Source organism: Mesorhizobium loti, from assembly GCA_014189435.1.
Lineage (GTDB): Bacteria > Pseudomonadota > Alphaproteobacteria > Rhizobiales > Rhizobiaceae > Mesorhizobium > Mesorhizobium loti_G.
This window is the reverse complement of record CP050293.1, coordinates 1,685,742-1,711,805: the sequence shown is the minus strand read 5'-3', so window position 1 is coordinate 1,711,805 and position 26,064 is coordinate 1,685,742. Positions and strand designations below refer to the sequence as shown.

General features: G+C 64.4%; 24 protein-coding genes. 8 read left to right on the top strand and 16 right to left on the bottom strand.

The features are described 5' to 3' along the window. Window positions 1-6: 6 nt before the first annotated feature. The 3 genes from HB777_08240 to HB777_08230 all read right to left on the bottom strand — a co-directional run bounded on the left by HB777_08240 (window position 7) and on the right by HB777_08230 (window position 3,049). The gene (locus HB777_08240; protein ID QND63892.1) at window positions 7-1,014 is read right to left on the bottom strand and encodes a sugar ABC transporter substrate-binding protein; all 1,008 of its coding nucleotides are present in this window, start codon (window positions 1,012-1,014) and stop codon (window positions 7-9) included. Window positions 1,015-1,112: 98 nt separating this feature from the next. Continuing rightward, window positions 1,113-2,021 (bottom strand): sugar phosphate isomerase/epimerase, encoded by a 909-nt coding sequence (locus HB777_08235; GenBank protein ID QND63891.1) that lies wholly within the window; start codon window positions 2,019-2,021, stop codon window positions 1,113-1,115. Beyond that, complete coding sequence (locus HB777_08230) at window positions 2,018-3,049, bottom strand: Gfo/Idh/MocA family oxidoreductase (GenBank protein ID QND63890.1); 1,032 nt, start codon at window positions 3,047-3,049, stop codon at window positions 2,018-2,020. The genes HB777_08235 and HB777_08230 overlap by 4 nt, the downstream gene beginning before the upstream one ends. A gap of 197 nt (window positions 3,050-3,246) precedes the next feature. Here HB777_08230 and HB777_08225 point away from each other — a divergent pair, with 197 nt between their 5' ends. Further along, a complete protein-coding gene (locus HB777_08225) occupies window positions 3,247-4,272 on the top strand; it encodes a LacI family transcriptional regulator (protein QND63889.1) in 1,026 nt (341 codons plus the stop codon). A gap of 184 nt (window positions 4,273-4,456) precedes the next feature. On the opposite strand, the gene HB777_08220 is transcribed toward HB777_08225, so the two are convergent. From HB777_08220 to HB777_08205, 4 genes are read right to left on the bottom strand one after another with little or no spacing between them, the layout of a single operon-like run. After that, complete coding sequence (locus HB777_08220) at window positions 4,457-4,771, bottom strand: hypothetical protein (GenBank protein QND63888.1); 315 nt, start codon at window positions 4,769-4,771, stop codon at window positions 4,457-4,459. 54 nt (window positions 4,772-4,825) lie between these two features. After that, a complete protein-coding gene (locus HB777_08215) occupies window positions 4,826-5,629 on the bottom strand; it encodes a DUF4239 domain-containing protein (protein ID QND63887.1) in 804 nt (267 codons plus the stop codon). 48 nt (window positions 5,630-5,677) lie between these two features. Then, window positions 5,678-7,231 carry a trimethylamine methyltransferase family protein gene (locus HB777_08210; protein QND63886.1) on the bottom strand — a complete coding sequence of 518 codons (1,554 nt, stop codon included), beginning with the start codon at window positions 7,229-7,231 and terminating at the stop codon, window positions 5,678-5,680. Between the two features lie 13 nt (window positions 7,232-7,244). Next, window positions 7,245-9,656, bottom strand: coding sequence for an FAD-dependent oxidoreductase (locus HB777_08205; GenBank protein ID QND63885.1), 2,412 nt, complete (start codon window positions 9,654-9,656; stop codon window positions 7,245-7,247). Between the two features lie 310 nt (window positions 9,657-9,966). Here HB777_08205 and HB777_08200 point away from each other — a divergent pair, with 310 nt between their 5' ends. Further along, on the top strand, window positions 9,967-11,445 hold the full coding sequence (locus tag HB777_08200) for an esterase-like activity of phytase family protein (GenBank protein ID QND63884.1): 1,479 nt from the start codon (window positions 9,967-9,969) through the stop codon (window positions 11,443-11,445). A gap of 58 nt (window positions 11,446-11,503) precedes the next feature. Here the strand turns inward: HB777_08200 and HB777_08195 are convergent, their stop codons facing one another. Next, complete coding sequence (locus tag HB777_08195; protein ID QND63883.1) at window positions 11,504-12,295, bottom strand: L,D-transpeptidase; 792 nt, start codon at window positions 12,293-12,295, stop codon at window positions 11,504-11,506. Window positions 12,296-12,564: 269 nt separating this feature from the next. On the opposite strand from HB777_08195, the gene HB777_08190 reads away from it, so the two are divergent. Continuing rightward, a complete protein-coding gene (locus HB777_08190; GenBank protein ID QND63882.1) occupies window positions 12,565-14,037 on the top strand; it encodes an MATE family efflux transporter in 1,473 nt (490 codons plus the stop codon). Between the two features lie 163 nt (window positions 14,038-14,200). Beyond that, window positions 14,201-14,776, top strand: coding sequence for a DUF1211 domain-containing protein (locus tag HB777_08185; GenBank protein ID QND63881.1), 576 nt, complete (start codon window positions 14,201-14,203; stop codon window positions 14,774-14,776). Between the two features lie 3 nt (window positions 14,777-14,779). Here HB777_08185 and HB777_08180 read toward each other — a convergent pair whose 3' ends face one another. Next, window positions 14,780-15,061: a hypothetical protein gene (locus tag HB777_08180; GenBank protein QND63880.1), complete on the bottom strand. Its 282-nt coding sequence runs from the start codon at window positions 15,059-15,061 to the stop codon at window positions 14,780-14,782. A 157-nt stretch (window positions 15,062-15,218) separates the two neighbouring features. Here HB777_08180 and HB777_08175 point away from each other — a divergent pair, with 157 nt between their 5' ends. Then, window positions 15,219-16,085 (top strand): SDR family NAD(P)-dependent oxidoreductase, encoded by an 867-nt coding sequence (locus HB777_08175; protein ID QND63879.1) that lies wholly within the window; start codon window positions 15,219-15,221, stop codon window positions 16,083-16,085. 3 nt (window positions 16,086-16,088) lie between these two features. Here HB777_08175 and HB777_08170 read toward each other — a convergent pair whose 3' ends face one another. The 3 genes from HB777_08170 to HB777_08160 form a co-directional block, all read right to left on the bottom strand. Continuing rightward, entirely contained in the window at window positions 16,089-16,514 is a 426-nt protein-coding gene (locus HB777_08170; protein ID QND63878.1) for a low affinity iron permease family protein, read from the bottom strand. 266 nt (window positions 16,515-16,780) lie between these two features. Then, window positions 16,781-17,422: an antibiotic acetyltransferase gene (locus HB777_08165; GenBank protein QND63877.1), complete on the bottom strand. Its 642-nt coding sequence runs from the start codon at window positions 17,420-17,422 to the stop codon at window positions 16,781-16,783. A 150-nt stretch (window positions 17,423-17,572) separates the two neighbouring features. After that, complete coding sequence (locus HB777_08160; GenBank protein ID QND63876.1) at window positions 17,573-18,091, bottom strand: CreA family protein; 519 nt, start codon at window positions 18,089-18,091, stop codon at window positions 17,573-17,575. 188 nt (window positions 18,092-18,279) lie between these two features. On the opposite strand from HB777_08160, the gene HB777_08155 reads away from it, so the two are divergent. The 3 genes from HB777_08155 to HB777_08145 all read left to right on the top strand — a co-directional run bounded on the left by HB777_08155 (window position 18,280) and on the right by HB777_08145 (window position 21,729). Next, window positions 18,280-18,858 carry an SCO family protein gene (locus tag HB777_08155; GenBank protein QND63875.1) on the top strand — a complete coding sequence of 193 codons (579 nt, stop codon included), beginning with the start codon at window positions 18,280-18,282 and terminating at the stop codon, window positions 18,856-18,858. 10 nt (window positions 18,859-18,868) lie between these two features. Continuing rightward, window positions 18,869-19,741 (top strand): 50S ribosomal protein L11 methyltransferase, encoded by an 873-nt coding sequence (locus tag HB777_08150; protein QND63874.1) that lies wholly within the window; start codon window positions 18,869-18,871, stop codon window positions 19,739-19,741. Window positions 19,742-19,884: 143 nt separating this feature from the next. Further along, window positions 19,885-21,729, top strand: coding sequence for an aminopeptidase P family protein (locus tag HB777_08145; protein ID QND63873.1), 1,845 nt, complete (start codon window positions 19,885-19,887; stop codon window positions 21,727-21,729). A 218-nt stretch (window positions 21,730-21,947) separates the two neighbouring features. Here the strand turns inward: HB777_08145 and HB777_08140 are convergent, their stop codons facing one another. From HB777_08140 to ligA, 4 genes are all read right to left on the bottom strand, one after another. After that, window positions 21,948-22,244, bottom strand: coding sequence for an AzlD family protein (locus HB777_08140; protein ID QND63872.1), 297 nt, complete (start codon window positions 22,242-22,244; stop codon window positions 21,948-21,950). Beyond that, the gene (locus HB777_08135; protein ID QND63871.1) at window positions 22,241-22,969 is read right to left on the bottom strand and encodes an AzlC family ABC transporter permease; all 729 of its coding nucleotides are present in this window, start codon (window positions 22,967-22,969) and stop codon (window positions 22,241-22,243) included. The genes HB777_08140 and HB777_08135 overlap by 4 nt, the downstream gene beginning before the upstream one ends. Before the next feature lie 116 nt (window positions 22,970-23,085). Continuing rightward, entirely contained in the window at window positions 23,086-23,775 is a 690-nt protein-coding gene (locus HB777_08130) for a TIGR02453 family protein (GenBank protein QND63870.1), read from the bottom strand. Then, window positions 23,775-25,979: an NAD-dependent DNA ligase LigA gene (gene ligA, locus HB777_08125; protein QND63869.1), complete on the bottom strand. Its 2,205-nt coding sequence runs from the start codon at window positions 25,977-25,979 to the stop codon at window positions 23,775-23,777. Before ligA ends, HB777_08130 begins: the two co-directional genes overlap by 1 nt. Between the last annotated feature and the right edge of the window lie 85 nt (window positions 25,980-26,064).

Genomic DNA, 26,064 nt, shown 5'->3' with positions numbered 1-26,064 from the left:
GGGAGGTCAGCGCAGCGCCTGCTTGGCAAGCTCTGCGACGATCTCGTAATTCTGCGGCGTGACGAAACCGGCGCCGGTGTCGACATTCATCGGCGCCAGCCCCAGCACCACCTGCTGGCAGAGGCTGAGGATCGGCAGATAGCCCTGCAGGAATGGCTGCTGGTCGGCGGTCAGCTGCACCCAGCCGCCCTTGAAACCCTCGACGATCTGCGGGCTGGTGTCGAAGCCGAAGTTGAAGATCTCGCCGGGCTTCCGCCCCGCCGCCTGCATGTAGGTCGGCACGTTGCCGAGCATCTGGCCACCGGGATAGCCGACCGCCTTGACACCGGGATTGTTGAGCAGTGCTGCGGTGATCACCGGAATCGCGAGGTTCGGATCGGCTGCCCATTCGGGCACCGAATTGATTTGAATGACGTCGATGCCGGCCTCCTTCAGAGCGGCGACTGTCCCACGCTCGCGTGCGCCGCGACTTTCGTTGTCGAACGGACCGATCATGATCGCCTTGTCGCCGCTCTTCAGCTTGGCCAGCTTGAACGCCTCGGCGCCGAGCGCGCGGCCCTGCGGCTCCTGCTGGGCGCCGACATAGCCGCCGCCGAACGCCGCCGTCACCGTCGGCAACGGCACGTTCTGGTACATCATCTTGATGCCGTCCTTATGCGCCTGTTCGGCCAGCGGCATGATCGACGCGTCGCCCGGATGACCCATCATGGCGATGCCGTTAGGCTTGACCGCGACCGCCTCACGCAATTGCTGCACCATCTTTTCGATGTCCCAGCCCGAGAAGATGTAGTCGACCTTAGGCCCGAGATCGGCCGCCGCCTGCTTGGCGCCATTATAGACGATGGTACCGAAGGCGTCGCCCTCGGCGCCGCCGACGAAGAAGCGGATGTGGACGTCCTTGCACCATTGGGCGTCGAGCGCCTGTGCGGGCAAGGTGGAGATTGCAGCGGCAAGCGCCGTGGCAGCGGCCACGACGGTCGAGCGCAGAAGTGTCGTTCTGATCGCGATGCTCATGCACGTTCCTCCCATTGTTTCCCTCGTCAGCCGAGGGGCTTTCTGTCGATTACTTCGGCAGTACCACTTGACGGCCGGCTCCTCCCGCCGGCCGATCCTCACACCGGGTTGGGCAGATAGGCCGCTCCTCCCCGGCATAGCTTGAGATACTCGAGCGCGCGCACCTGTCCGGTGATTTCGAGATCGCCGCGATAGACCGGATCGTGCCAGCCTTCGATGTCGATGGCGCCCTTGTACCCGGCCAGCCGCAATTCGCTGATCACCCGCGTCCAGTCGCTGTCGCCGAAGCCGGGCGTGCGCATTTGCACGAAGGGCAAACTGCCGAACACGCCATGCTCGCGGATGACGTCCCAGCGCACCGTCGCGTCCTTGCCGTGGACGTGGAAGATGCGCGGCGCCCATTTGCGGATCTGCGGCATCGGGTCGATGAGATAGACGAGCTGGTGGCAGGGCTCCCATTCCAGCCCGAGATTGTCGTCGGGCACTTCGTTGAACATCAGCTCCCAGGCGTCGGGATTGTGGGCGATGTTCCAGTCTCCGGCCGCCCAGTTGCCGTCCATCGCGCAATTCTCGAAGGCGATCCGCACGCCCTTGTCGGCGGCGCGCTTTGCCAGGGGCGCCCACACTTCGCGAAAGCGCGGCAGGCTGTCGGTCAGCTTCTTGCCGCGCAGGCGGCCGGTGAAGCCGCTGACCATCGAAGCGCCGAACAGATGCGCGTTGTCGATCACTGTTTCCCAGGCCTTGAGCACGCCGCGATCGACCTCGCCATCCTCCAGCGGATTGCCGAACACGCCGAGCGAGGACACGGTGACGTCGGCATCGCCGATCGCCTCGCGGATATCACCGGCCAGCCGTGGCAAATCCTTGCCGCCCAGCGTCTGCCAGAAGAAGGGCTGGATGCTCTCGAAGCCGAGCGGCAGGATCTGTTTGATGTAGGCCGCCGGGTCGTCGAGATTGGCCCGCACCATGGTGCCGATCCGGATGTCGAGAAGCGGGTTTGGCATCATTGTGCGTCCTCTGCGATCGCCACGCGGCGTCCGGTTTCGGCGCTTTCGATAGCGCCAAAAACCATGGCCAGGCTCTTGATGTTGTCGCTCCCACGCGTTTCCGGCTCGGTGCCGGTCTCGATGGCGTGGATGAAATCCCTGATGATGCCGAGATGGCCGCCGATGCTGTCGGATGCGTCGAGCAGCGGCACCTCGATCGTCTGCGTTTTGTCGAAAATCCCGTCGCGGCCCGGCACAACCACTTCTGCCTTCAACGCATCATTGCCGTCCCAGGTCAGGCTGCCGCGCTCGGCGACGATGCGCCAGCTACCTTCCCAGCTGGTGCGGAAGCCGTCGGCGCACCAGGAGCCGGCATAGGTAAAAACCTTGCCGCCGCCGAGGTCGAAGACGGCGCTGGCCGACGATCCCTGTCGGTACCAGGAATTGGCCGGCTCCCATTCCTGGCAATAGACGCCGGACGGCTCGCCGGCGACCATGTAGCGGGCGGCGTCGAATGTGTGGATCGCCATGTCGAGCAGCAGGACATGGGCCATCTCCTCGCGAAAACCGCCGAAATGCGGCGCTACGAAGAAGTCGGCATGGATGCTGGTCGGCGCACCGATGGCGCCGGACGCGAGAAAGCGCCTGATCCGCCTGACATTGGCGACATAGCGGCGGTTCTGGACGACGGCATGAATGCGTCCGGCGCGGCGGGCAGCCTCGACGATGGCACGCGCATTCTCCCGACTGTCGGCGAGCGGCTTTTCCGTCAGCAAATGGCAATTGTGGGCAAAGGCGGAAAGCGCAACCGCGCGCCGGGCGGCGGGAACCACCACATCGAACACCGCTTGCGGTTTGGTCTGGTCGAGCACGGCGTCGAGACTGGTGCCGATGACGGCATTGGTGAGGTTGTATTCGCGCGCCCTCGCCCGCGCCCTGTCGGCGTCGAGGTCGACAAGGCCGACAATGGCGAGCCCGTCGACTTGCCTCGCGGCATCGAGCCAGGCTTTGCTCATCGCTCCGCAGCCGACCAGGACGGCATTGATCATCCGGCGCTCCTCCTCCGCTCGGTCCCTCCAGACCGATCGTCACGGCGTTGACGGCAGGACCGTAAACGTTTTTCCGTAAACGTTTACGAGAACACACCCGAAGGCGTAGAATGTCAATTGGCCGCTCGCGAAAATCGTCTTCTCACCTTGGCCTGAGCGGCTACCGGTGCTAGCCAAGCAAGGGGGAGAACAGTCACTTGGCGTCCAGCATTCACGACCTTGCCCGTCACCTGAACATTTCGATCGGCACCGTGTCGCGGGCGCTGAACGGTCGCGCCGACGTCAACGCCGACACACGAAAGCGCGTGCTCGAGGCGGCCAGGACGCTCAACTATTCGCCGAACCAGTCGGGCCGCAGTCTGCGGCAAGGCGCCACCCATTCGATCGCGTTCATGCTGCAGCCGCATCCGGGCGACCAGCAATATGGCGAACCGTTCTTCATTCCGTTCCTGATCGGGCTGCAGGCCAGGCTCGCCGAAAGCGGGCTCGACCTCATCGTGGTGATGGGCGCGCCGGGCGACTACCAGCAGGAGCGCCTGCGCCGTGTCGTCGAGACGCGCCGCGCCGATGCGGTGCTGCTGGCCTGGACGCGGCGCGAGGACGAGCGCATCGATTATCTCACCCAGACCGGCTTTCCGTTCGCCACGCTTGGGCGCAGCCGTTCCGGGGCCAAGTCCTACCCTTCCCTCGACCTTGATTTCGAGAAGGCCGGGGCCGACGCGGTCGACCGCCTCGTGGCGCGCGGCCACCGCCGCATCGCCGCTATCCGCCCGTCGCTCGACCTCAACTTCGGCTATCTGTTCCTGGCCGGCTACCGCAAGGCCTTGCGGCGGCACGGCATCGAGGTCGACCCCGAGCTGATCGCGTCCGGCTTCATCAACGAGGCCGGCGGCTACGCGGTGACGCCGCAGGTCATGCGCGCCAAGGACCCGCCGACCGCCATCATCTTCAACAATGACGCGATGGCGCTTGGCGGCTGCAAGGCGCTGGCCGAGATGGGCATCAGGCCGGGTCACGACATGGCGGTGACCGTCATCGTCGACACGCCGCTCTGCCGCTATTTTTCGCCGGCGCTGACCGCCTTCCGCCCAGCGCTGGAGCCGATGGGACAGCGGCTGGCCGAAATGCTGCTGGCCTCGCTTCCCGCCTTCGCAGGCCCGGAGGGTCCACGGATCATCCGCGAAGTCTGGCCGCTGGAACTGGTCGCGCGCGACAGCGATTGACCGAAGCCGCAGGACCAGGCGGATTTATCAAACGCTGAGCCAGGGTGTGTTGAGATTCAGGTCAGGCCGAGCCGAAAATGATGGCTTTCGAGAACCGGAGCGGAGCGGACATTCGGGTCCGTGAGCACCGGAAGCGCAGAAAGCCATCGTTTGCAGGCCCGCCTCACCTGAATATCAACACACCCTAGTCCACCTTCTTCTCGCCCTTCTCGCCGGCCTTGACGATGTCACCCGTGGTGAACAGGATTTCCTTCAGTTCCGCCCGCCAGTCCTTCTTCTGGCGCAGCAGGAATTCGAGATCCATGCCGAAATGCTTGAACTCCTCGCCCTGCGCGTTCTTCATGATGGCGCGCGCCTGCGGGTCCTTTTCCACCGACATGCGCTGTTCGTACCAGCCGATCGCTTCCGCCTCCTCGATCAGCGAGGTGATCATGCGGGCAAAGGTCCGCACCTTCTGCGTCAGCTCTTCAGGCGGTTCGTGATACTGGTCGAATCCCATGTCGTCCTCCGTTGGCCATTCCCATGAATGCCCGGGAATGCCGCCGGTTCCGCATCATCGCTGCAATTCAGCCAGCGCCCTCTCCAGCGGCGCCGATGAAATCTGGATCGGGCCGGAGAACGGCACGTCCATGTCCAGGATCAGGTAGAGCGCCCCGGCGATCAGCGCGGCCGAAACCACGAAGGTCGAAACCGTTATCGCGTTGCGGGGCGCCCTGAAGCCGAAGCTGGCGAAGATCAGCGCCAGCCACGCAACCAGCATGGCGATCAGCGGCCAGGGGATCGCGCCCTCCGACTGCTCGATGAGCACCCAGCGCAATTCAAGAACTTTCTGCAGGCGCTGGCGGGCATCCTGCAAGATGGAGCCGCGCGCCGCGTCCGCCGGCGCCAGCGCGCTCAGCCGGGTGCCGATCTCCGTCAGCAGGCGTTCGGACAGCTGGTTAGCGACAACGGGGGTCTCGCTGGTTCGCGACGAGCCGGCCGCCACCCTCTGCACATAGGCGGTGAGCGGTTCGCGCACCGCGTCGGCTTCAGGGCCATACTGACGCAAGATCCTGTCGAGCAGGATCATCTCCGTCGCATAGGCGTGCACATTGTGGTCGATCGATTCGAAGGTGTTCTTGGCCGAGTTTATCATCAGGCCGAGCACCAGCGAGGTCATGACCCCGAACAGATTGGCGGCCAGCCGGACCACGGTGTTGGTATCGTCGTCGCGATGCCTGGCCGGCAGCCTGGGCCAGATCGCCATGCTGACCAGCGGCGCTGCCACCAGGCACAGGAAGATCACCACTGCAATCAAGGCCTCGCGCATGCCGCACATCTCTGCACGGCATGCGCCGATTGCCAATGACCCCGGCACCGATCACATCGCGAAAGTTGCGGCAGGCGCTTACGCGACTGCCGTGTTTTACGACACCGGCGCCGCTCCGCCCTCTGCCGTGCGCCGCGCGATGAACTCATCCAGCACGCCTGATGTGGCAACAGCCGTCGCCGGAGGCACGAAATCGGCAAGGGCGCGCCTCCAGACCCCGGTGGCGCGCTCGCTTGCCGTCTTCGAGCCGCTTTGCGTCCAATTGCCGAAATTCGACCAGTCGGCCACCAGCGGCTCGTAGAAAGCAGTGCGGTAGCGCGCCATGGTGTGGCCGGCCGAGAAGAAGTGCCCGCCCGGCTGCACCTCGGCGATCGCTTCGAAACCGATCGTATCGGTGTCGCCGGGCGTCGCGGCACAAAGTTCAGCCACCGTCTGCAGCGCCTCGATATCGGTGATCAGTTTCTCGAAGGAGACACTGAGGCCACCCTCAAGCCAGCCGGCGGCATGGATGCACATCGTCGCTCCGGCCAGCACCGAGCCCCACAGCGCGAACTGCGTTTCGTGCGCGGCCTGCGCATCGGAGATGTTGGCCGCGCTGCCGCCGCCGGACCGCCAGGGCAGCCCGGTGAAGCGCGCCAGCTGACCGGCGCCCAGCGTCGCCTTGACATGCTCGGGCGTGCCGAAGGCCGGCGCACCGGATTTCATGTCGACATTGGAGGAGAACGAGCCGTAGACGACCGGCGCACCCGGCCGCACGATCTGCGCTAGCGTCAGCCCGGCCAGCGCCTCGGCATGCTGCAGCGTCAGCGCGCCGGCGACCGTGATCGGCGCCATGGCGCCCGCCAGGCAGAACGGCGTGATGACGGAGACCTGGCCCGCGCGGGCGAAGTCGATGATGCCTTGCGCCATCGGAATGTCGAGCTGGCGCGGCGAGTTGGTGTTGATGACGGTGTAGCAATGCGCGCCCGCCAGAAACTCGTCCTGCGACAGGCCGCGCGCCAGCCGCAGCATCTCGAAGCCGTCCTCGACCTGCGGCGTGCCGCGCGCGAAGATGAACGGAAACTTGTCCGACAGCGTCAGCTGCGCGCGGTTGACGGCGTAGTGGCGGAAGCGGTTGTCGACATCCTGCGGCTCGATGCAGGGTCCCAGCATATGCAGCACGTCGAAATGCTGCACCAGCCGCATCAGATCCTCGAAATCGGCGAGCGTGCCCGGCCGCCGGCCGCGCTCGAGGTCGGTGACGTTGGGCGCCCCGCACCCGGCCAGGAAGGTCATCGAGCCGAGCTCGAGCGTCAGATCGCGGGCGCGCGAACCGGCATAAGCGTGGATCGACTTCGGCGCCGAGGCAAGTGCCGCCGTCACCATGTCGCGGCCGATGCGCACCATGTCGGTGTCAGGGTCGACCAGGGCGCCGGCACGGGCGAAATGCTCGCGCGCCTGCGGCAGCAGCACCTTGATGCCAAGCTCTTCCAGCACCCGCAGTGCCGTGTCGTGGATCGAAGCCACCTGATCATCCGAAAAGATCGGCTGCGGCAGGAACGGGTTCTTCAGCGAATGATAGTTGGGCCGGCGGCTGCTTTCGCTGCCGGCTTCGCCCGTGCGTCCACGCCGGCGTTCGCGCCTTGTGTCCCGTGCCGCGTCATCGACCATCAGAAAATCCTCCTCATTGCCGCATCGCCTTGCCCAGGGGATCGTAGGGCGAGGCCGCGACGACACGCGCCGGCCGCTCCTCACCCACGACATGCACCGAGAGCGCGGTGCCCTCGCCTGCGAAATCGCGGTCGACAAGCGCCAGCGCCAGGCTCTTGCCGACCGTATAGCCATAGCCGCCCGACGTGACGAAGCCGACGCGCCGGCCCTGGTGCCAGACCGGCTCGAAGCCGCTGGCGTCGGCGTCGAGCGCATCGATGTCCAAGGTCACCAGGCATTGGCCGCTGCCCGCCTTCCGCTCCTTCAGCGCCGCTTCGCGGCCGATGAAATCGCCCTTGCCGAAAGCGATGAAGCGGTCGAGGCCGGTCAGGCCGGGCGTATACCCTTGCGTGAATTCGCGCGACCAGATGCCGAAGCTTTTTTCCAGCCGCAATGCGTTGAGCGCATAGTAACCGATTTCGGCAAGGCCGAGATCCTCGCCCGCGGCCAGCAGCGTTTCGCGCAGAGTGGCATGCATGGTCGCGGGGCAACTGATCTCGAAGCCGAGTTCGCCCGCGATCGACAGCCGCGCTACACGTGCCTGCACCATGCCGATGTCGAATGCGCCGCAGGCCATGAATGGCAATGCTGCGCCGGACACGTCCTGATGCGTCGTGCGCTCCAGGATCTTGCGCGCATTCGGCCCGGTCAGCAGGAAGCCGCTCATCGTGTCGGAAAGGTCGGTGACGGTGACGCCCTGCGCTGCATGGGCCTCGAACCAGCGCATGTGGAATTCCCGGAGATAGTAGGAGCCCATCAGCCAGTAGTCGCCGCCGCCCCAGTTGAACACGGTGAGGTCGCCCTTCAGCCGCCCGTCATGGCCGAGCATTGGCGCCAGCCTCGCCTGTCCCGCTTTCGGCAGCTTGCAGGCGAGCAGCCGGTCGAGCCACGCTTCAGCGCCAGGCCCCGAGACCGCATAGCGCGAATAGGCCGAGATATCGACCAGACCAGCGGCACGGCGCACCTGCAGCGCCTCGTCGCCGACGATGTCGAAGGCATTGGAACGGCGCAGCGTCGTGTTCTCGCGAAAACCCATCGGCGCGAAATAGGCGGGGATTTCCAGCCCCCAGGACGCCGTCCATTCGCATCCCGCCGCGCTCATCCCATCATAGGCGCCGGGGCGTTTCAGCGGCCGCCCAGCCGGCAGCCGCTCATTGGGAAAGGTCATGACGAAGCGGCGCGAATAGAACTGGCGCGTCGTCTGCCTGAGATATTCGCGGTTGGCGGCGAAGGCACCGTAGCGGGCAATGTCCATGCCGAAGATGTCGGCCTGCGGCTCGCCATATATCATCCATTCGGCCAGCGATTTGCCGACGCCGCCGCCCTGGCTGAAACCGGCCATGACGCCGCAGGCGACCCAGTAGTTCTTCAACCCGCGCACCGGCCCGACGATCGGGTTGCCGTCCGGCGTGAAGGTGAAGGCGCCGTTGACCCATTTGCGGATACCGGCCGTCGCCAGGCAAGGGAAGCGCTCATGCGCCTTGGCGAGTTCCGGGCTGATGCGGTCGATGTCTTCCGGGATCAGCTCGATGCCGTAGTCCCACGGCGCGCCATCCATGTTCCAGTGCTTTGGGTTCTGCTCGTAGACGCCAAGCAGCACGCCCTTGCGCTCTTGCCGCAGATACGAAAAGCCATCGAGATCGACGGCGATACCGATTTCCCGGTCGAGTGCTGCGATCTCGGGAATGTCCTCGGTGATGAAATAGTGGTGCTCCATCGGCGTCACCGGCAGGTCGACGCCGGCCATGCGGCCGAGCTGCTTTGCCCACAGCCCGCCGGCATTGACGACATGCTCGGCGATGATGGTGCCCTGCTCCGTGACGACGTCCCAGCGCCCGTCGGCGCGCGCCTTCAGCTCGACGACCCGGTTGCGCAGGATGATGTCGGCGCCGCGCTTTTTTGCAGCACCGGCATAGGCGTGCGTCGTGCCGTACGGGTCGAGATGGCCTTCGTTGGAATCATAGAGGCCGCCGAGAACGCCGGTGACGTCGACGATCGGGCAGATCGCCTTGATCTCGTCGGGCGTGACCAGGCGCGCTGTCTCGATGCCGACCGACTGGAACACCGCCCAGGCCGATTTCAGCCATTCCCAGCGCGCGGGATCGCTGGCGATGTTGACGCCGCCGGTCATGTGCAGGCCGATATCTTGGCCGGATTCGGCCTCGATCTCGCGGTAGAGATTGATGGTGTAGTCCTGCAGCGCCGCCACGTTGGGGTCGGCGTTGAGCGCATGGAACCCGGCCGCCGCGTGCCAGGTCGAGCCGGCCGTCAGTTCGGCACGCTCGATCAGCGCCACATCGCTCCAGCCGAATCGCGTCAGATGGTAGAGGACCGAGGCCCCGACCACGCCACCCCCGATGACGACTGCGCGGTAGTGCGACTTCAAGGCTTCCCCTCCACGGTTGGTCCGAAGGCTGGACCATATACGCACTGGACATAAGTGTCTAGTGCGGTGCGAGCACACCGCTTTTCGTCAACCAGAGCCTGACGGAGTGATCAATTCTTCCCGCCAGGCGCACGTTTTTAGCGGCGCGTGAAGAAGACGGCGGGCATGCACGGCGCGCTGTCACGCAAGCATCATGTTCGCGCCGTAGACCGCGTTTCGGGGAGGCGCGCGCGGCATCATCGATGTCGCACCTCTTTCAGCTTTTCGTCCCGCGGCCGCTCCGGCACATCTGTCACAAAGAGGATTATCCATGAAACACCTGTACCGAACCGCGTCGCTCGGCGTCGCGCTGGCCTTGTTCTCCGCCTTGACGCCGGCGCTCGCCGACAGCACCGCGACCGTCGGCGGCCTCGTCAACAAGGGGCTGGTCGGCGTCGGCCGCATCCCGGCCGCTCAGCGCGACAAGTTCGGCGAGACGTTCGGCTCCGGTTCCGGCATGGCGATCGACACATCAGGCTGGACGCATGACGCCGCCGGCTACAAGGGTTCGCTCTGGCTGCTGCCGGACCGTGGCTACAATGTCGTCGGCACCACCGACTACCGGCCGCGCCTCAACACGATCGGCATCGAATTTGCCCCGGTCGCACCGGGCGCGGCACCCGCAGCCGGCCAGGAGCAGACGGGCGTCAAGGCGACGCTTGCCGACACCATGCTGCTCACCGATGACAAGGGCGCTGATGCCACCGGCCTCGATCCGCTCAACGGCGTGCGCGCGGCAAGCGGCGACATGCCGATCCTGCCGCAGGCCGACAATGGCAAGCTGGCGCTCGACAACGAGGCGATCGTGCGGCTGCCCGATGGTTCGATGTTCATCTCCGACGAATACGGCCCGAACATCTATCGGTTCTCCGCCGACGGACATCTGTTGTCGGCGACCCAGCCACCGGCTGCGCTGGTGCCGATGCGTCACGGCGCGCCGAACTTTGCCTCGGACAATCCAGGCCCAGGTGCTGCCGAACCCGATCCGAAGGATCCCGATACCGGCCGCCAGAACAACCAGGGTCTTGAAGGCATGGCGATGACGCCGGACGGCAAGTTCCTGATCGCCGTGCTGCAGTCGGCGCCTCGCCAGGATGGCGGCGATTCCGGCTCGACCCGCCAGAACACCAGGGCGCTGGTCTACGACGCATCCGACCTCGGCCATCTCAAGCTGGCGCATGAGTATGTCGTGCCGCTGCCGGTGTTCAAGGATGCCAAGGGCAAGACCAAGATCGCCGCGCAAAGCGAGATCGTAGCGCTCTCCGACAACACCTTCCTGATGCTGACGCGCGACAGCGGCAACGGCCAGGGGCTGAAGGGCGACACCTCGCTGGTGCGCCAGATCTTCGTCGTCGACGTCTCGGCCGCAACCGACATCGCCGGCGGCGCCTTCGATGCCGCCGACAAACCGCTGGCGCCCAAGGGCGTGCTCGACCCGTCGGTGACGCCGGCCAAGCTGACGCCGTTCATCGACATCAACGACAGTGCCGAACTCGGCCGCTTCGGCCTGCACAATGGCGCGCCGAACGACAAGAACAATTTGTCGGAGAAGTGGGAGGCGATGTCGGTGGTCAGCGTTCTCGATCCGAAGCTGCCCGACGACTACTTCCTGTTCGTCGCCAACGACAACGACTTCCTCGCCCAGGACGGCTTCCAGGTCGGCGCGCCCTACAAGGCCGAGGACGGCGCCGATGTCGACACCATGTTCCTGGTCTATCAGGTCACGCTTCCGGGTCTGGCCAAGAAGTAACGACACCTGCTCAGGCGGACGCGCCGTGCGCGTCCGCCTGAGCAGGTCGCGAAGGCTCTTACTTCAACATTTCCGCGTCCCTTGGCACGCCCGCATCGATCGGCTCGGCCGTCCTGTTCGACACGGCCATGATCTTGCCGGCGGCCGACAAATTGGGGCGCACGAAGACCTGTGCTGGGCCGTTGATCCGGCTGTAGAGGTCGATGATGTCCTGGTTCATGAAGCGCACACAGCCCGACGATGCGTTCTTGCCGATGGAATCCCACTCCGGCGTGCCGTGCAGCCGGTACATCGTGTCCTTGCCGTCGCGGAACAGATACAGCGCGCGGGCGCCGAGCGGGCTCTGTGGGCCAGGCGGCATGCCGTCCTTGTATTTCGCCAGTTCCGGCCGGCGCTGGATCATTTCCGGCGGCGGCGTCCAGACCGGCCACTTCTTCCTCGCCTGAACCACGGCGCTGCCGGTCCATCCGAAGCCGGCCTTGCCTAAACTGACGCCATAGCGGATTGCGTTGCCGCCGTCGCGCACCAGATAGAGGAAGTGCTCGGAGACATCGACGACGATCGTGCCGGGTTTTTCTCCGGTCGGATCGGACACGATCTGGCGCACGAACTTCGGATCGAGCTTAGCGACCGGGATTGCCGGCAGCTGATAGCCCTCATCGGTGCGCGCCGCATACATGCTTGCGGTATCGCCGAAAGCCGGATCGCTTGGCGGTGCCGCCACCGGCGGCGGCGGCCCCACATCCGTCGTGGTGCACGCCGAAAGAGCCACGGAAGCCGCGCCCAAGGCAGATGCACCGAGGAACGTGCGCCGGCTCAGGCGCTCAGAAAACAGCGGAATATCGGACATGTACCCCCCGGTCTATCCAGATCTGTAGGCCAGATCTGTAAGAATGCGGCCCCACGCATCAAGGATCAATATCCCATTCCGGAAGCTTTGAGAACATGATTAGATCAAGGCATGACCTGTTCCGTTGAATCGGCAATCATCGCGGACCGGACTAAGGCAATTCCAGGAAAAGTGCATAGCGGTTTTCCCGGGAAAAGCGCATGGCGCTTTCCCTTGGGAATTGCGCCGAAACAAAGAGATAGAGTCAAACCTTCGCCGAGTTGCCAGCCATGGACGAGAAAATGCCCACGCGCCGGCGCACCGGCGACCTGACCAGCGGCCCGATCCCGCGCACGCTGTTGCTGTTCGCCCTGCCGGTGCTCGGCTCCAACGTGCTGCAGTCGCTCAACGGGTCGATCAACGCCGTCTGGGTCGGCCGTTTCCTCGGCGAATCGGCGCTGACCGCCACCTCCAACGCCAACCTCGTCCTGTTCCTGATCCTCGGCACGGTATTCGGCATCGGCATGGCGGCCACCATCCTGGTGGCGCAGTCGGTCGGCGCCCGCGACCTGCCGGAGGCGCGCCGCATCGTCGGCACCAGCGCCACCTTCTTCTTCCTGGTCTCGGTGGTGTTCGCAGTCTGCGGCTGGATCTGGGTCGACGCCATCCTGGGCGCGCTCGGCACACCGGCCGATGCCTTGCCGCTGGCGCGCTCCTACCTGCGCATCATCTTCGTCGCCGTGCCGATGATGAACCTTCTGTCCTTCGTCATGACCGTGCTGCGCGGTGCCGGCGATTCGCGCACGCCCTTCTTCTTCATGGCGCTGGCCGTCGTCCTCGACATCGTGCTCAACCCCTTGCTCATCCGTGGCATCGGCCCGTTCCCGGAACTCGGCATCGCCGGATCGGCCACATCCACGCTGATCGGCCAGACGGTGAGCGTGATCGCTATCCTGATCGTGCTCTATGTGCGCAAGCATCCGCTGCGCCTGGCCGGCGCAAACCTCGCTCTGCTGCGGCCCGACCCCGCCTTGCTGCGCATCGTCGTCTTCAAGGGCGTGCCGATGGGCCTGCAGATGATCGTCATCTCCGCGGCTGCATTGACGGTGATGGGCATGGTCAATTCCTACGGCTCGCAGGTCGCCGCCGCCTACGGCATCGCGGCCCAGCTGTGGACCTACATCCAGATGCCGGCGCTCGCCATCGGTGCCGCGGTCTCCTCGATGGCGGCGCAGAATGTCGGCGCCGGGCGCTGGGACCGGATCGGCCGCATCGCCGCCTCCGGCGTCGGCTTCAACCTGGTCCTGACCGGCGCACTGGTTGCCGTGCTGTCGTTTTTCGACCGCTCGGTGCTGAGCCTGTTCCTGAGCAGCGACAGCGCCGCGATCGACATCGCCGTCCACATCAACAATGTCGCCTCGTGGTCGTTCATCCTGTTTGGCATCACCATCGTGCTGTTTGCCACGGTGCGCGCCACGGGCGCCGTGATGCCGCCGCTGATCATCCTGGTGATCTCGGTGCTGGTCGTGCGCACCGGCTTCGCCTATTTCATGCGCGGCGTGATCGGCGAGGAAGCGCTGTGGTGGAGTTTCCCGGCTGGTTCGGTCACCTCGCTTGTACTGGCCGCGGCCTACTACCGCTTCGGCCGCTGGCGCACCATGCACATGATCGAGGACAGGCCGGCCGCCGGCGAACCGCCGGACACCGGCCTTGGCGTGCCACGCGGGCGCGCCCATCTTTCGCCTGAAACACCGAACGGCTGAGAGGCAGGCAATATCGGGTGCCATCCGCAACGTCCAGAACAGCGGCGGTGTGATTGTCTTCCGTTCTGAACTGTCAGGAGTTCGCTCCCGTTCATCCGGTCACATCAGCGGTAGCCGCCCGTCCCGCCATCGCGTAGATTTCGCCGACAGCGAGGGGGTATCGATGGGCAAAGGCAGGGTCGAGGCATTCACCGACGGCGTGGTGGCCATCATCATCACCATCATGGTGCTTGAACTGAAAGTGCCGCATGGCGAGGATTTTTCCGCCCTGGTGCCGTTGTGGCCGATCTTCTTCTCTTACGTGCTGTCCTTCATCAATGTCGGCATCTACTGGAACAATCTGCACAACATGTTCCACACCGTGCAACGCGTCGACGGCCGCGTGCTGTGGGCGAACCTCAATCTGCTGTTCTGGCTCTCGCTGATGCCGGCAACGACGGCCTTCATGGGCGAGAATCATTTCGCGCCGGTGCCGGTCGCCGTCTACGGCGCCGACCTCGCGCTATGCGCTGTTGCCTTCAACATTTTGACCATCACTCTGCACCGGATTCACGGCAGCGACAGCGCCTTTGCCAGGGCCCTGGGCAGCGACCGTAAAGGCAGGATCTCGCTCGCCCTCTACCTCGCGGCCGTCCCGCTCACCTTTATCAGCCAATGGATTGGCGTCGCGATCTATGTGCTGGTCGCCACCGTATGGCTCGTGCCGGATACGCGTTTCGCTCGGGTGATCGAAAAGTAGCCGCTACTTGCGCATCGCTTTCAGCTTTTCCGCCACCGAAGCGGCAAGGTCGGCATAGCGCTCCTCCAGCCGTTCCGCGGCCTTGATGATCGAGAAATCATGGCCGAACTTTTCCAGCGCCATGCGCAGTTTCTCGACGAACTCGGCTTGTTTCTCCAGGGCGGAAAAGAGCGTCTTCACCTGCGCTTCGCTGATGTCGGGATTGGCCAGCATCTGCGGCACCTCACGGCCCATCTGGTCGCCGGTGGCGGTCTGTTCCTTCAGGATTGCAACCCAGTCCGTCAATCAGGAAATCTCCATTTGCCTCGGCAAAAGTCTTCTTTTGTCTCGGCAACATGCGCAGCCTCGACCGGACTGGTCAACCCGACTAGGTGAGCAGAGGCTTGCGCAAGCCCGTTCCAGCGCTAAGTTCGGCGCCATCGAGAGAAGGAACCCATCGCGCATGATCACCGACACCGAAATCCAGACCGCCCTGCCCGCGCTTGGCCGAGGCAACGCCGCCGTCATCACCGGCGGCGCCAGCGGCATCGGTCTTGCGGCCGCCAAGCGGTTTGCGATGATGGGCATGAAGATCGTGCTGGCCGACATTGGCGGCGCGCGCCTTGACGACGCCGCGCGCGCCGTCTCTGCGATTGCCGGCAACGATGCCGTGCTTGCCGTCGCCGCCGACGTTTCGAAGGCGGATGAAGTGGACCGCCTCGCAGAACGGGCGTTCGGCGCCTTCGGTGACGTGTCGCTGCTGATGAACAATGCCGGCGTCGGCGACAACCCCGGAAAGCCCTGGGAAAACCGCGATGCCTGGAAACTGCTGCTGGACATCAATTTCTGGGGCGTCGTGCATGGCGTCGAGGCCTTTGCGCCGCGCATGCTGGCCTCTGCCAGGCCGGGCCTGATCATCAACACCGGCTCCAAGCAAGGCATCACCACGCCGCCCGGCAACCTTGCCTACAATGTCTCCAAGGCCGGGGTGAAGACCTTCACCGAAGGTCTGGCGCATGCGCTGCGCAACGAGCCCGGCGCCCATGTCTCGGCCCATCTGCTGATCCCCGGCTTCACCTTTACCGGCCTGACCGAAGGCGCGACGGAAAAACCGGCCGGCGCCTGGACCGGCGAACAAGTCGTTGATTTCATGTTGGAATCCCTGACCAGGGGCGATTTCTACATCCTGTGCCCGGACAATGAGGCGGCGCGGCCGCTGGATGAAAAGCGCATGGCCTGGGCAATCGGCGACATCATCGAGAACCGCCCAGCTTTGTCGCGCTGGCATCCCGACTACAAGGAACCTTTCGCCGCGTTCATGAAGGGCTGACCTTCAGGCCGCGTGCTTCTTCGGGGTGCGCTTCTGCGCCACGGCCTTCTTTGCCGCCATGGCGGCGATATGCTCGTCGTGCCGCTTGGCGGCACGCTCGCATTTGTCGCGGATTTCCTCGACTTCGGATTCGGTCAGGTGCTCGATGCCGATGAAGCGGTTGTGGCCCGCGCTGACCCGGATCAGTTCGTCGAGCTTGGCCTGGATCGCCGCACCGTCGCGATTCTGGGTGTTCTGGATCAGGAACACCATCAGGAAGGTGATGATGGTCGTGCCCGTATTGATGACGAGCTGCCAGGTGTCCGAAAAGCCGAAGAATGGCCCGCTTGCCGCCCAGACGACGACGATCAGGCAGCAGACGGCAAATGTCAGCGGCAGGCCGGTTATATGGGCGACCCAGTTGGCTATCTTGGTGAAAAGCTTTTCCATCTTGTCGAAATCCCTCAACGCTGCGGCGCAATGAGAAACAACCGGCGACCGTTTCAGGTTCCCGGCGCAGACAAATACGTCAGGCACAATTGAATGCACGCATAAGGAGAACAAGGCAGAAAACACACCTTATGGGTTGAATGGCACTGTAACCCTGCAGGCAAGAGAGCCTGTTCCTTCCGCTTCACAGCGGTTTACCTCCAGCCCCTTCCGCCGCGCCACCCCCGCATGGCGGAAGGGGTTTCAGTCCGACATGTCGTGCAAACTCAGACTGCGTCGTTTTCCCAGCGATCAAGGAAGGCTTCGATCGGCATCGCCTGCATGTCGGGAACCGCTCTGGCGAGCTTTTCGACCGGCCAGTCCCACCAGGCGAGAGCTTCGATCCGCGCCGCAACATCCGGCGCGAAGCGTGGCCGGAGCGCCTTCGCCGGCACGCCAGCGACGATTGCGTAGGGCGGCACGTCCTGCGTCACCACCGCGTTGGCGCCGACCACCGCGCCATTGCCGATGGTGATCCCGGGCATGATCACCGCGCCGTGGCCGATCCAGACATCATGGCCGATGGTCACGGCTTTCGCCTGCCGCCGCGCGCGGAAGGCCGCGTCGACACCCAGCCAGCGAAAATACTCGTTCGGCCGGTAGCTCACCTTGTGCTGGGTCAGCCGCTCGATGGGATGTTCCAGCGCATTGATGCGGCTGTTGGCGGCGATCGAGCAGAATTTGCCGATCGTCGTGTAGATGGCTTCCGAATGGCGCTCGAAATAGGAAAAGTCGCCGACGCTCACCTCGCGCAGCACCACCCGCTCGCCGATCGAGGCATAGCGGCCGAGCTTGCACGCCTTCAGCTCCGCGGTCGGATGGATGCGCGGCTCGGGATCCTTCGGCACAAGACTTTCAGTACGGTCCATGCCGGCGGCTTTACCCCTAGGCGATTGGTCCCGCAAGCGGGGCCAATCGTCCGTCAGATCGGTTCCCGGCAAAGATTGGCCCCTAGGCGAATGGTCCCGCAAGCGGGACCATTCGTCCGTCCGACCCGTTCCGGGAAAGAATTAAACCGCCTATTGCGGCTTGCCTTTGCTCCACACCACGTTCTGGCCGTAGAGCGGCACGGTGGTGACCGACATTTTGGCTGAGCCGTTCTGCACCTGGCGCGAATGCGAGAGATAGATCAGCGTCTCGTTGGCCTTGTCGTAGATACGGTTCACCACCTGCTTCTTCCAGATCAGGCTGATGCCTTGCTTGAACACTTCCTCGCCGCCCTCGCCCATGTCGATGTCGCCGATGGTGATCGGACCGGTCTGGCGGCAAGAAATCGAGGAATCGGACGGATCCTCGAACCAGTTGCCCTTGTGCAGGCGATCGATGATGCCGCGATCAAAATAGGAGACGTGGCAGGTCACGCCCTCCACCTTGGGATCCTTGATCGCCTCGACGATGATGTCGTTGCCGAGCCAGTCGACGCCGACCTTGCCGACTTCCTCGGCGGCGGCAGCGCCAGTGCCAAGGACAACGCACGCGACCAACGCGCCGCCGATCAGTTTTCGCCCAATCAGTCCGTGCCCAATCAATCCTCGCAAAGGAGCCTCCTGCGGTTCGAGTTGCCGGTCACAGGTGGGGCGAGCAGCCCGGCTTTGCAAGCAGATACGTCAACACCCCGGCGGTTGCGGCAACGCGGCACTTTGCCTGCGCGGGGCCGAACCGCTAAGACTGTCGCACAGGCGCGGCATTGAGCCGGCGCGACGATTTCTGCGGACGGACTTTTCTGATGATGCGTTCTATCCTGGTCGGCATTCTCGTCCTGATGGCGGCCGGCATCGGCTGGCTGACCTTCGACTGGTACCGCGGCCACTATGGCGGTGAGCCCTTCGGCGCTGCCTTTACCCTGGTCGACCAGAAAGGCGCGCCGATCACTGAAGCTGCGTTCAGGGGCCAGCCCAGCGTCGTCTTCTTCGGCTTCACCCATTGCCCCGAGGTCTGCCCGACCACGCTGTTCGAACTGGCCGGCTGGCTGAAGACGCTCGGCGACGACGGCAAGGATCTGCACGCCTATTTCGTTTCGGTCGATCCGGAGCGCGACACGCCCGATGTCATGAACGCCTATGTCAGCAATTTCTCCGACCGCATCACCGGCATCACAGGCGATCCGGACAAGGTCCATGCCATGGCCAAGTCGTTCGGCATCTACTGGAAGAAGGTCGACACCGGCGACGGCGACTACACGATGGACCACACCGCCTCGGTGCTGCTGCTCAACGCCAAGGGCGACTTTGCCGGCACCATCGCGTATGGCGAAAGTTCGGACACGGCCGTCGCCAAACTGAAGCGGCTGGCGGCGAAAGGCTGATCACCATTTCATGACCCAGACGCGCCTCTACTTCACCACCGGAAAGATCGAATCCATCAGCATTTTCGCGGCGCTCGAGGCGGCCTTCGAGGAAGAAGGCCTGCCGATCGCCGTCCTGGAGGTCGACGAGGACAAAGACATCCACGAAGTGTCGCTCTATGCCGATGGCGACATCGAAATGGTCGAAACCCGCTTGAAGGACATCCTTGCCGGGCTCTCCCTGTCGAAGCCGATCGAGCGCGAGGCCCTGCCCGACATCGACTGGGTGGCGCATTCGCTGGAAGAGTTGAAGCCGGTGCGCGCCGGCCGTTTCTTCGTCCACGGCGCGCATGACCGGCGCAAGCGCCACAGCGGCGAACTCGCCATCGAAATCGAGGCCGGCCTCGCCTTCGGCACCGGTCACCACGGCACCACCGCCGGCTGCCTCGAAATGCTGGAGAAAGTGGTGCGGCGCGAGCGTCCGCGCAATGCGCTCGACCTCGGCACCGGCAGTGCGGTGCTGGCGATTGCCGTCGCCAAGCTGGCGCATATTCCGGTGCTGGCGACCGACATCGATCCTGTGGCGGTGCGGGTGGCCGCCGCCAATGCGCGGCTCAACCACGTCAAGGCGCTGGTGGAAACGGCAACCGCGCCGGGCTTCCACCACCCGATCTTCGGCAAGCGCGCGCCTTTCGATCTGATCGTCGCCAACATACTGGCGCGGCCGCTGATGCGGCTGGCGCCGCAGATGGCCGGTCACATCGCACTTGGCGGCTCGATCGTCCTGTCGGGCATCCTCGAGCGCCAGCGCGACGCCGTCATCTCGGCCTATGTCGGCCAGAATTTTCGCCACGTGCGCACCTTGCACCGCGAGGGCTGGGTGACGATCCACCTCAAACACTGAAGCAGGCGACCGTCCGCGATCGATTGGACCAAGTTCCGCCGGTTGTCAGTCAAGCGATGCTGTAGCAGGTTGCGCCCAGCCGGAAATGGATTCCGATTTCCGCGGCCGTACGCTACGGTTGCGCTGACTGCAGGAGGCCTACAATGTTCCAGACTTTCGATTCCGCGGGCGACCCGGCCGTCGGCAAGTCACGCGTGGCGCTGCTGCGCCAATGGCTTGAAGCCAACGGGCTGGATGGCTTCATCGTGCCGCGCGCCGACGAGCATCAGGGCGAATATGTCGCCGACCGTTCGGCGCGGCTGAAATGGCTGACCGGCTTCAGCGGCTCGGCCGGTGTTGCCATCGTCCTGCGCGACCGCGCCTTCGTCTTTGTCGACGGGCGCTACACGCTGCAGGTGCGCAGCGAGGTCGATCTCGACGTCTTTTCGATCGAAAGCCTGGTCGATAACCCGCCGGCTGTCTGGCTCAAAGACAATCTTGGCAAGGGCGCACGGCTCGGCTTCGATCCATGGCTGCACACGATCAGCGAGGTCAAGGCGCTGCAGGCCTCAGCCGACAAATCAGGCGCCGCGCTGGTGCCGCTCGACAAGAACCCGATCGACATCATCTGGAAGGATCAGCCGCAGCCGCCCGTTGCCCCGGTCGAGCTTCACCCGATCGGCTTTGCCGGCGAACTCGCCAAGGACAAGCTGGCGCGGCTGGCGATTGCGATCGCCAAGGACGGCGCCACCCATGCCGTGCTGACCGACCCTTCCTCCATCGCCTGGGCTTTCAACATCCGTGGCGGTGACGTGCCGCACACGCCGCTGGCGCTCGGCTTCGCCATTCTCGCCGCCGACGGATCGCACCAGCTTTTCATGGATAAGCGCAAATTCTCGCGCCAGGTCGCGGCCTACCTCACCCAGCTCGCCGAGCCGCATGAGCCCGGCGAATTCGAAGCGGCAATCGTGGCGCTTGCCAAGAGTGGCGCGAAAATCGCGCTCGACCCGGTGCTGGCGGCCGACAGGTTGCGCATGCTGGTCGAGGAGAATGGCGGCACGGTGATTGCAGCAGTCGACCCTGCCCGCATCCCGCGCGCCACCAAGAACCAGGCCGAGATCAATGGCTCGCGCGCGGCGCATCGGCGTGATGGCGCGGCTGTGGCGAAGCTTTTGTGCTGGCTGGAGCGGCAAAAACCCGGCTCGCTCGACGAGATCACGGTCGTCACCAGGCTGGAGGAGTCGCGGCGGCAGACCGGCGAGGAAACGCAGATGCCGCTGCGCGACGTCTCCTTCGACACCATTTCGGGCGCCGGACCGAACGGCGCCATCATGCATTACCGCGTGTCGCGCGCCACCAGCCGCAAGCTGCAGTCCGGCGAACTGTTCCTGCTCGATTCCGGCGCGCAGTATCAGGACGGCACCACCGACATCACGCGTACCGTGCCGATCGGCCAGCCGACGCAGGAGATGCGCGAACGCTTCACCCTGGTGCTGAAAGGCATGATCGGCATCTCGACGCTGCGCTTTCCCGCCGGCACGCGCGGCTCGGAGATCGATGCCGTCGCCCGCATGGCGCTGTGGAAGCACGGTTGCGACTTCGCCCATGGCACCGGCCATGGCGTCGGCTCGTATCTGGCCGTGCATGAAGGGCCGCAGCGCATTGCCCGCACCGGCACCGAAAAGCTGCTGGAAGGCATGATGCTGTCCAACGAGCCCGGCTACTACAAGGAAGGTTCCTACGGCATCCGCATCGAGAATCTTATCCTGGTGACGCCGGCGCAAGAGATCGAGGGCGGCGACATCGCCATGCACGGCTTCGAGACGCTGACGCTGGCACCGATCGACACCAGACTGGTGCAGTCAGACCTCTTGACGCGTGACGAACTGCACTGGCTCGACGCATACCACGCGCGCGTGCTGGCCGAGATCGGACCGATGCTGGATGGCGAGACGCTGGCCTGGCTGGAAAAGGCGACCGCGCCACTGCCGCACGACGCCAAGATTTAGGGGCTGGTCTTGGAAAGCTGGCGCTGCCCCTCATCCGCCTGCCGGCACCTTCTCCCCGTATAGTGACGGGGAGAAGGGAAGCGCTCCAACGTTGCAACGTCGACGATTGGCGAAATCGTCGATGATAGCGTCTTTCTCCCCGTCACTATACGGGGAGAAATGCCCGGCAGGGCAATGAGGGGCGGCGCCAACCTTTCCAAACAATCGCGCCGGCAGAACTACCCGACGAATTGCCGCGCCACGATCAACACCGCCGCGCCCGCCAGAAACATCGCCATCAGCCCGCCGCGCAGCGAAACCACCGCGGTGACCACCAATGCCGCCCATTCCGCCGGCCCGGCATTCAACAACTCGGGCGCCACCAGCGTCGTCAGCACCGCCGCCGGCACGGCGTTGAGGCCGGCTTCCACACGCGGATGGATGTTATGGAAGCGGGAGATGACGAGATGCCCGCCGACGCGCGTGAGATAGGTGGCGATCGCGCCGGCGATGATGATCCAGAATGTCGTGCTCATGGCCGTGCCTTCACGCCGCTATGGTGGGGTGGCAGGATGACCGCCAGCAGCACGCCGGCAATCGCGCCGATCGAGACATGCCAGGGCGAGCCCACCGTCTTGTAGGCGACGATGGAGGCGGCGGCGCTGGCGATCACCACAGGCAGCCACAGCGGCCGCTTGCGAAAGCCGAGGACCAAGCCGAGAAAATAGATCGGCAGCAGGAAATCGATGCCCAGCGCGTGCGTGTCGGGGATCAGCTTGCCGAACACGGCGCCGAGCGCGCTTTCGACGATCCAGAACAGATAGACCGGCAGGCCAAGCCCCAGATACCAGGCGAAGCCGACCGTCTGGCCGGATTGCGCCCGCGCCTCGGCCACCGCGAATTGCGGATCGGTGAGGATGAAATAACCAAGTGCCTGCTGGATGACAGGCCAGTGTGCGATGCGCCGGCCGATTCCGGCGGAATAGAGCACATGGCGGAAATTGACGGCAAAGATCGACAGCACGATCAGCCACGGCGCCACATGCTGCCCGAACAGCTGGATCCCCACCATCTGGCTGGCGCCGCCATAGACCAGCGCGCTCATCAGGAAGGCTTCCAGGACCGAGAAGCCATTGTCGACGGCGAGCGCGCCGAACAGCACCGCAAACGGCGCCGACGCCACCACGACAGGCATCGAAAGCCGCACGCCTTGCCAGAAATCGCTTCTATCGCCGCTCTCGGAAATTGCTTGCGCCGACATGACCTCTCCTTAATCAGAGGCCTGATGTAGGAAGCGTTGCCTGCCTTGTCACACGAATTCGCTTGAGCCAAACGATCAGCGGAAATGATCGTCGGGTTACCGGAGCCGGAGGCTAGTCAAGCGGGAACCTTGCCCTCGATCGCCCTGCCCCAATCAAGCAGTGGCTTGGCGCGCAAGGTGAAATCGACGAGTTCGTCGACCAGATCAGCCGTATGGATTCCCGCCGGATCGATGACATGCTGGACATAAAAATGCCGGTGGCGGATGGCGGCGACCAGATCGGGATCGCCGATTTCCTCGAATCCACGTGGCGTACGCTTCATCCGGCCTTCGGTCTCGAGTTCAAGACGGTTCTTCTTCAACGCCGCCACAAGGGCGCGAAACCTGTCCGGCTTCGTCGCGATGGCTTTGCGCATCGCCAGCAACAGCGCCGGCTCCGGCTGCCACCAGGCAATGTCGGCAAAGCAGCGCTCAAGCCCGATATGCACGTAGAACACGCCCTGCTCCATCTTGGTGCCGTCGGGCGACAGGATGGCCGACAAATGCCGGTTGTAGGGCCGCTTGTCCTTGGCGAAGCGAACATCACGATTGATGCGGAACAGCGACTTCTTGCGGTCGCCGCGCAGGCCGAGGCCCGCTTTTGCGAAGCGCTCGGTCAGCGTGTCGACGAGATCGCCAAAGGGATCGCGCAGCTCCTTTTCGAACAGGTCGCGGTTTTCCAGGAACCATTCGCGGCTCTGGTGGAAGTCCAGCGCCTTCAGGAACGGAATGGCCTTTGGGCCGAACCCTTTGAATGCGCCTTCCATCACGCCTTGCCGATCCGCGCCAGCCAGGCATCCTCGTCGATCACCTCGATGCCGAGTTCGCTGGCAAGCTTCAGCTTGGAGCCGGCACCAGGCCCGGCCACCACCAGATCCGTCTTGGCCGAGACCGAGCCGGCAACCTTGGCGCCGAGGCGCTCCGCCATCGCCTTGGCTTCGGAGCGTGTCATCTTCTCCAGCGAGCCCGTGAACACGACCGTCTTGCCGGCAACCTCACTGTCGGCCGAGACGGTGACGATATACGGCTTCGGCTTGACCTGCTCGAGCAGCTTGTCGAGCACGTCGTCATTGCGCTCATTGCCGAAAAAATCGCGCAGCGCATCGATCACCGTGTCGCCAATGCCGTTGACCGACGGGAAGACACTGTGCGGATCTTCCGCTGCCGCTGTTTCCTTGCCGACACGGATCAGCTCCTCGATGGTCGAGAACGTCCGGGCAAGCACGGCCGCCGTCGTTTCGCCGATATGGCGGATGCCGAGCGCGAAGATGAAGCGGTCCAGCTCCGGCTCGCGGCGCGAATCGATGGCGGAGAACAGCTTGTCCAGCCCTTCATAGTTGCGATCCTCGACGCTGCGCACATTCTTGCGCGTCTTGCCCGATGCGGCCTCGCGCTGCCTGGCCTGCTCCTCGCGGCGCTCGGCCAGCGCCCTGGTGACGGCCGGGCGGCGGTCCCTGAGTGTGAAGATATCGGCGGCGGTCTTGATCAATCCCGCATTGAAGAAGGTGTCTATGTTTTCGGCACCGAGGCCTTCGATGTCCAGGGCGCCACGTGACACGAAGTGGCGCAAGCCTTCCACCGCCTGGGCCGGACAGATCAGTTCGCCGGTGCAGCGCCGGCGGGAATCTTCCTTGCCGGTCTTCTCGTTGATCTCGCGCGTCGCCGGCGAGCCGCAAATCGGACAGGTATGCGGGAACTCGTAGGGCACGGCATCAGGCGGCCGCTTGTCGATGACGACGCTGACGATCTGGGGGATGACATCGCCTGCCCGCTGGATCACCACCGTATCGCCGATGCGCACGTCGATGCCGTCGCGGATAGGCTGGCCGGTCGAGTCCAGGCCCTTGATGTAGTCCTCATTGTGCAGCGTGACATTCTCGACCACGACGCCGCCAACAGTGACCGGCGCCAGCCTTGCCACCGGCGCCAGCGTGCCGGTGCGGCCAACCTGGATGTCGATCTTCTGTACGGTGGTCATCGCCTGTTCGGCCGGAAATTTGTGCGCGACCGCCCAGCGCGGTTCGCCGGTAACGAACCCCCATCGGCGCTGCAATTCCAACTGGTCGACCTTGTAGACGACGCCATCGATGTCGTAGCCAAGCGACGAGCGCTGCTCCTCGATGAGGCGATACTGCGCGACCAGTTCGTCGACCGATTTGGCCCGGACCATCAGCGGACTGATCTTGAATCCCCACTCGGCGAATTTCTGCACCGCATCATATTGGGTCGGGGCCGGATCCGCTGTCGTGTAGCCCCAGGCATAGGCGAAGAATTTGAGGTTTCGGCTGGCAGTGACAGAAGCGTCCTTCTGGCGCAGCGACCCGGCCGCCGTGTTGCGCGGATTGACGTAGTCCTGGCCGCCGACCGCGGCCGACCGCTGCTTCAACGCCTCGAATTCCGCATAGGTCATGTAAACCTCGCCGCGGATCTCGATGATTTCGGGCCAGCCCGATCCCTTCAGTTTCGCGGGGATGTCGGCGATTGTCCGCAGATTGGCGGTGATGTCCTCGCCGACAGTGCCGTCGCCGCGCGTTGCGCCCTGCACGAACACGCCGTTCTCGTAGCGCAGCGAAGCTGACAAGCCGTCGATCTTCGGCTCGGCCGTGAAGGCGATGTCGAGATCCTTGTCGCGATCGAAGAATCGCCGGCCGCGTTCGAGGAAATCGGTGACGTCCTCGTCGGTGTAGGCCTTGGCGAGGCTGAGCATCGGCACGGCATGGCGCACCTTGGCGAAGCCTTCCGCTGGCGCCGAGCCAACCCTGCGCGACGGCGAATCCTCGCGCACCAACGCCGGAAAGCGCTCCTCGATGGCAAGGTTGCGCCGTGCCAGCGCATCATACTCAGCATCGCTTATTACAGGCGCATCTTCGGTATGATAGCGCCGGTCGTGTTCGGCGATCTCCTCCGCCAGGCGCTTCAGCTCGGCTTCGGCCTCGCTTTCACTGAGCGAATCGACAGGTTTTTCAGCCATGCTTTCCTTCCCCGAACGGTGGCCCGCCACAATAGATCAGGATTTTGGGAAAAGCATTCCTGAACAGCGGGATGGAGCCATATCC

Excerpts from the sequence above, each read along its gene's own strand:
- HB777_08240 (QND63892.1), bottom strand. The coding sequence starts at position 1,014 with ATGAGCATCGCGATCAGAACGACACTTCTGCGCTCGACCGTCGTGGCC.
- HB777_08235 (QND63891.1), bottom strand. The coding sequence starts at position 2,021 with ATGATGCCAAACCCGCTTCTCGACATCCGGATCGGCACCATGGTGCGG.
- HB777_08230 (QND63890.1), bottom strand. The coding sequence starts at position 3,049 with ATGATCAATGCCGTCCTGGTCGGCTGCGGAGCGATGAGCAAAGCCTGG.
- HB777_08220 (QND63888.1), bottom strand. The coding sequence starts at position 4,771 with ATGGGATTCGACCAGTATCACGAACCGCCTGAAGAGCTGACGCAGAAG.
- HB777_08210 (QND63886.1), bottom strand. The coding sequence starts at position 7,231 with ATGGTCGATGACGCGGCACGGGACACAAGGCGCGAACGCCGGCGTGGA.
- HB777_08200 (QND63884.1), top strand. The coding sequence starts at position 9,967 with ATGAAACACCTGTACCGAACCGCGTCGCTCGGCGTCGCGCTGGCCTTG.
- HB777_08195 (QND63883.1), bottom strand. The coding sequence starts at position 12,295 with ATGTCCGATATTCCGCTGTTTTCTGAGCGCCTGAGCCGGCGCACGTTC.
- HB777_08190 (QND63882.1), top strand. The coding sequence starts at position 12,565 with ATGGACGAGAAAATGCCCACGCGCCGGCGCACCGGCGACCTGACCAGC.
- HB777_08185 (QND63881.1), top strand. The coding sequence starts at position 14,201 with ATGGGCAAAGGCAGGGTCGAGGCATTCACCGACGGCGTGGTGGCCATC.
- HB777_08175 (QND63879.1), top strand. The coding sequence starts at position 15,219 with ATGATCACCGACACCGAAATCCAGACCGCCCTGCCCGCGCTTGGCCGA.
- HB777_08170 (QND63878.1), bottom strand. The coding sequence starts at position 16,514 with ATGGAAAAGCTTTTCACCAAGATAGCCAACTGGGTCGCCCATATAACC.
- HB777_08165 (QND63877.1), bottom strand. The coding sequence starts at position 17,422 with ATGGACCGTACTGAAAGTCTTGTGCCGAAGGATCCCGAGCCGCGCATC.
- HB777_08155 (QND63875.1), top strand. The coding sequence starts at position 18,280 with ATGATGCGTTCTATCCTGGTCGGCATTCTCGTCCTGATGGCGGCCGGC.
- HB777_08150 (QND63874.1), top strand. The coding sequence starts at position 18,869 with ATGACCCAGACGCGCCTCTACTTCACCACCGGAAAGATCGAATCCATC.
- HB777_08145 (QND63873.1), top strand. The coding sequence starts at position 19,885 with ATGTTCCAGACTTTCGATTCCGCGGGCGACCCGGCCGTCGGCAAGTCA.
- HB777_08140 (QND63872.1), bottom strand. The coding sequence starts at position 22,244 with ATGAGCACGACATTCTGGATCATCATCGCCGGCGCGATCGCCACCTAT.
- HB777_08135 (QND63871.1), bottom strand. The coding sequence starts at position 22,969 with ATGTCGGCGCAAGCAATTTCCGAGAGCGGCGATAGAAGCGATTTCTGG.
- HB777_08130 (QND63870.1), bottom strand. The coding sequence starts at position 23,775 with ATGGAAGGCGCATTCAAAGGGTTCGGCCCAAAGGCCATTCCGTTCCTG.
- ligA (QND63869.1), bottom strand. The coding sequence starts at position 25,979 with ATGGCTGAAAAACCTGTCGATTCGCTCAGTGAAAGCGAGGCCGAAGCC.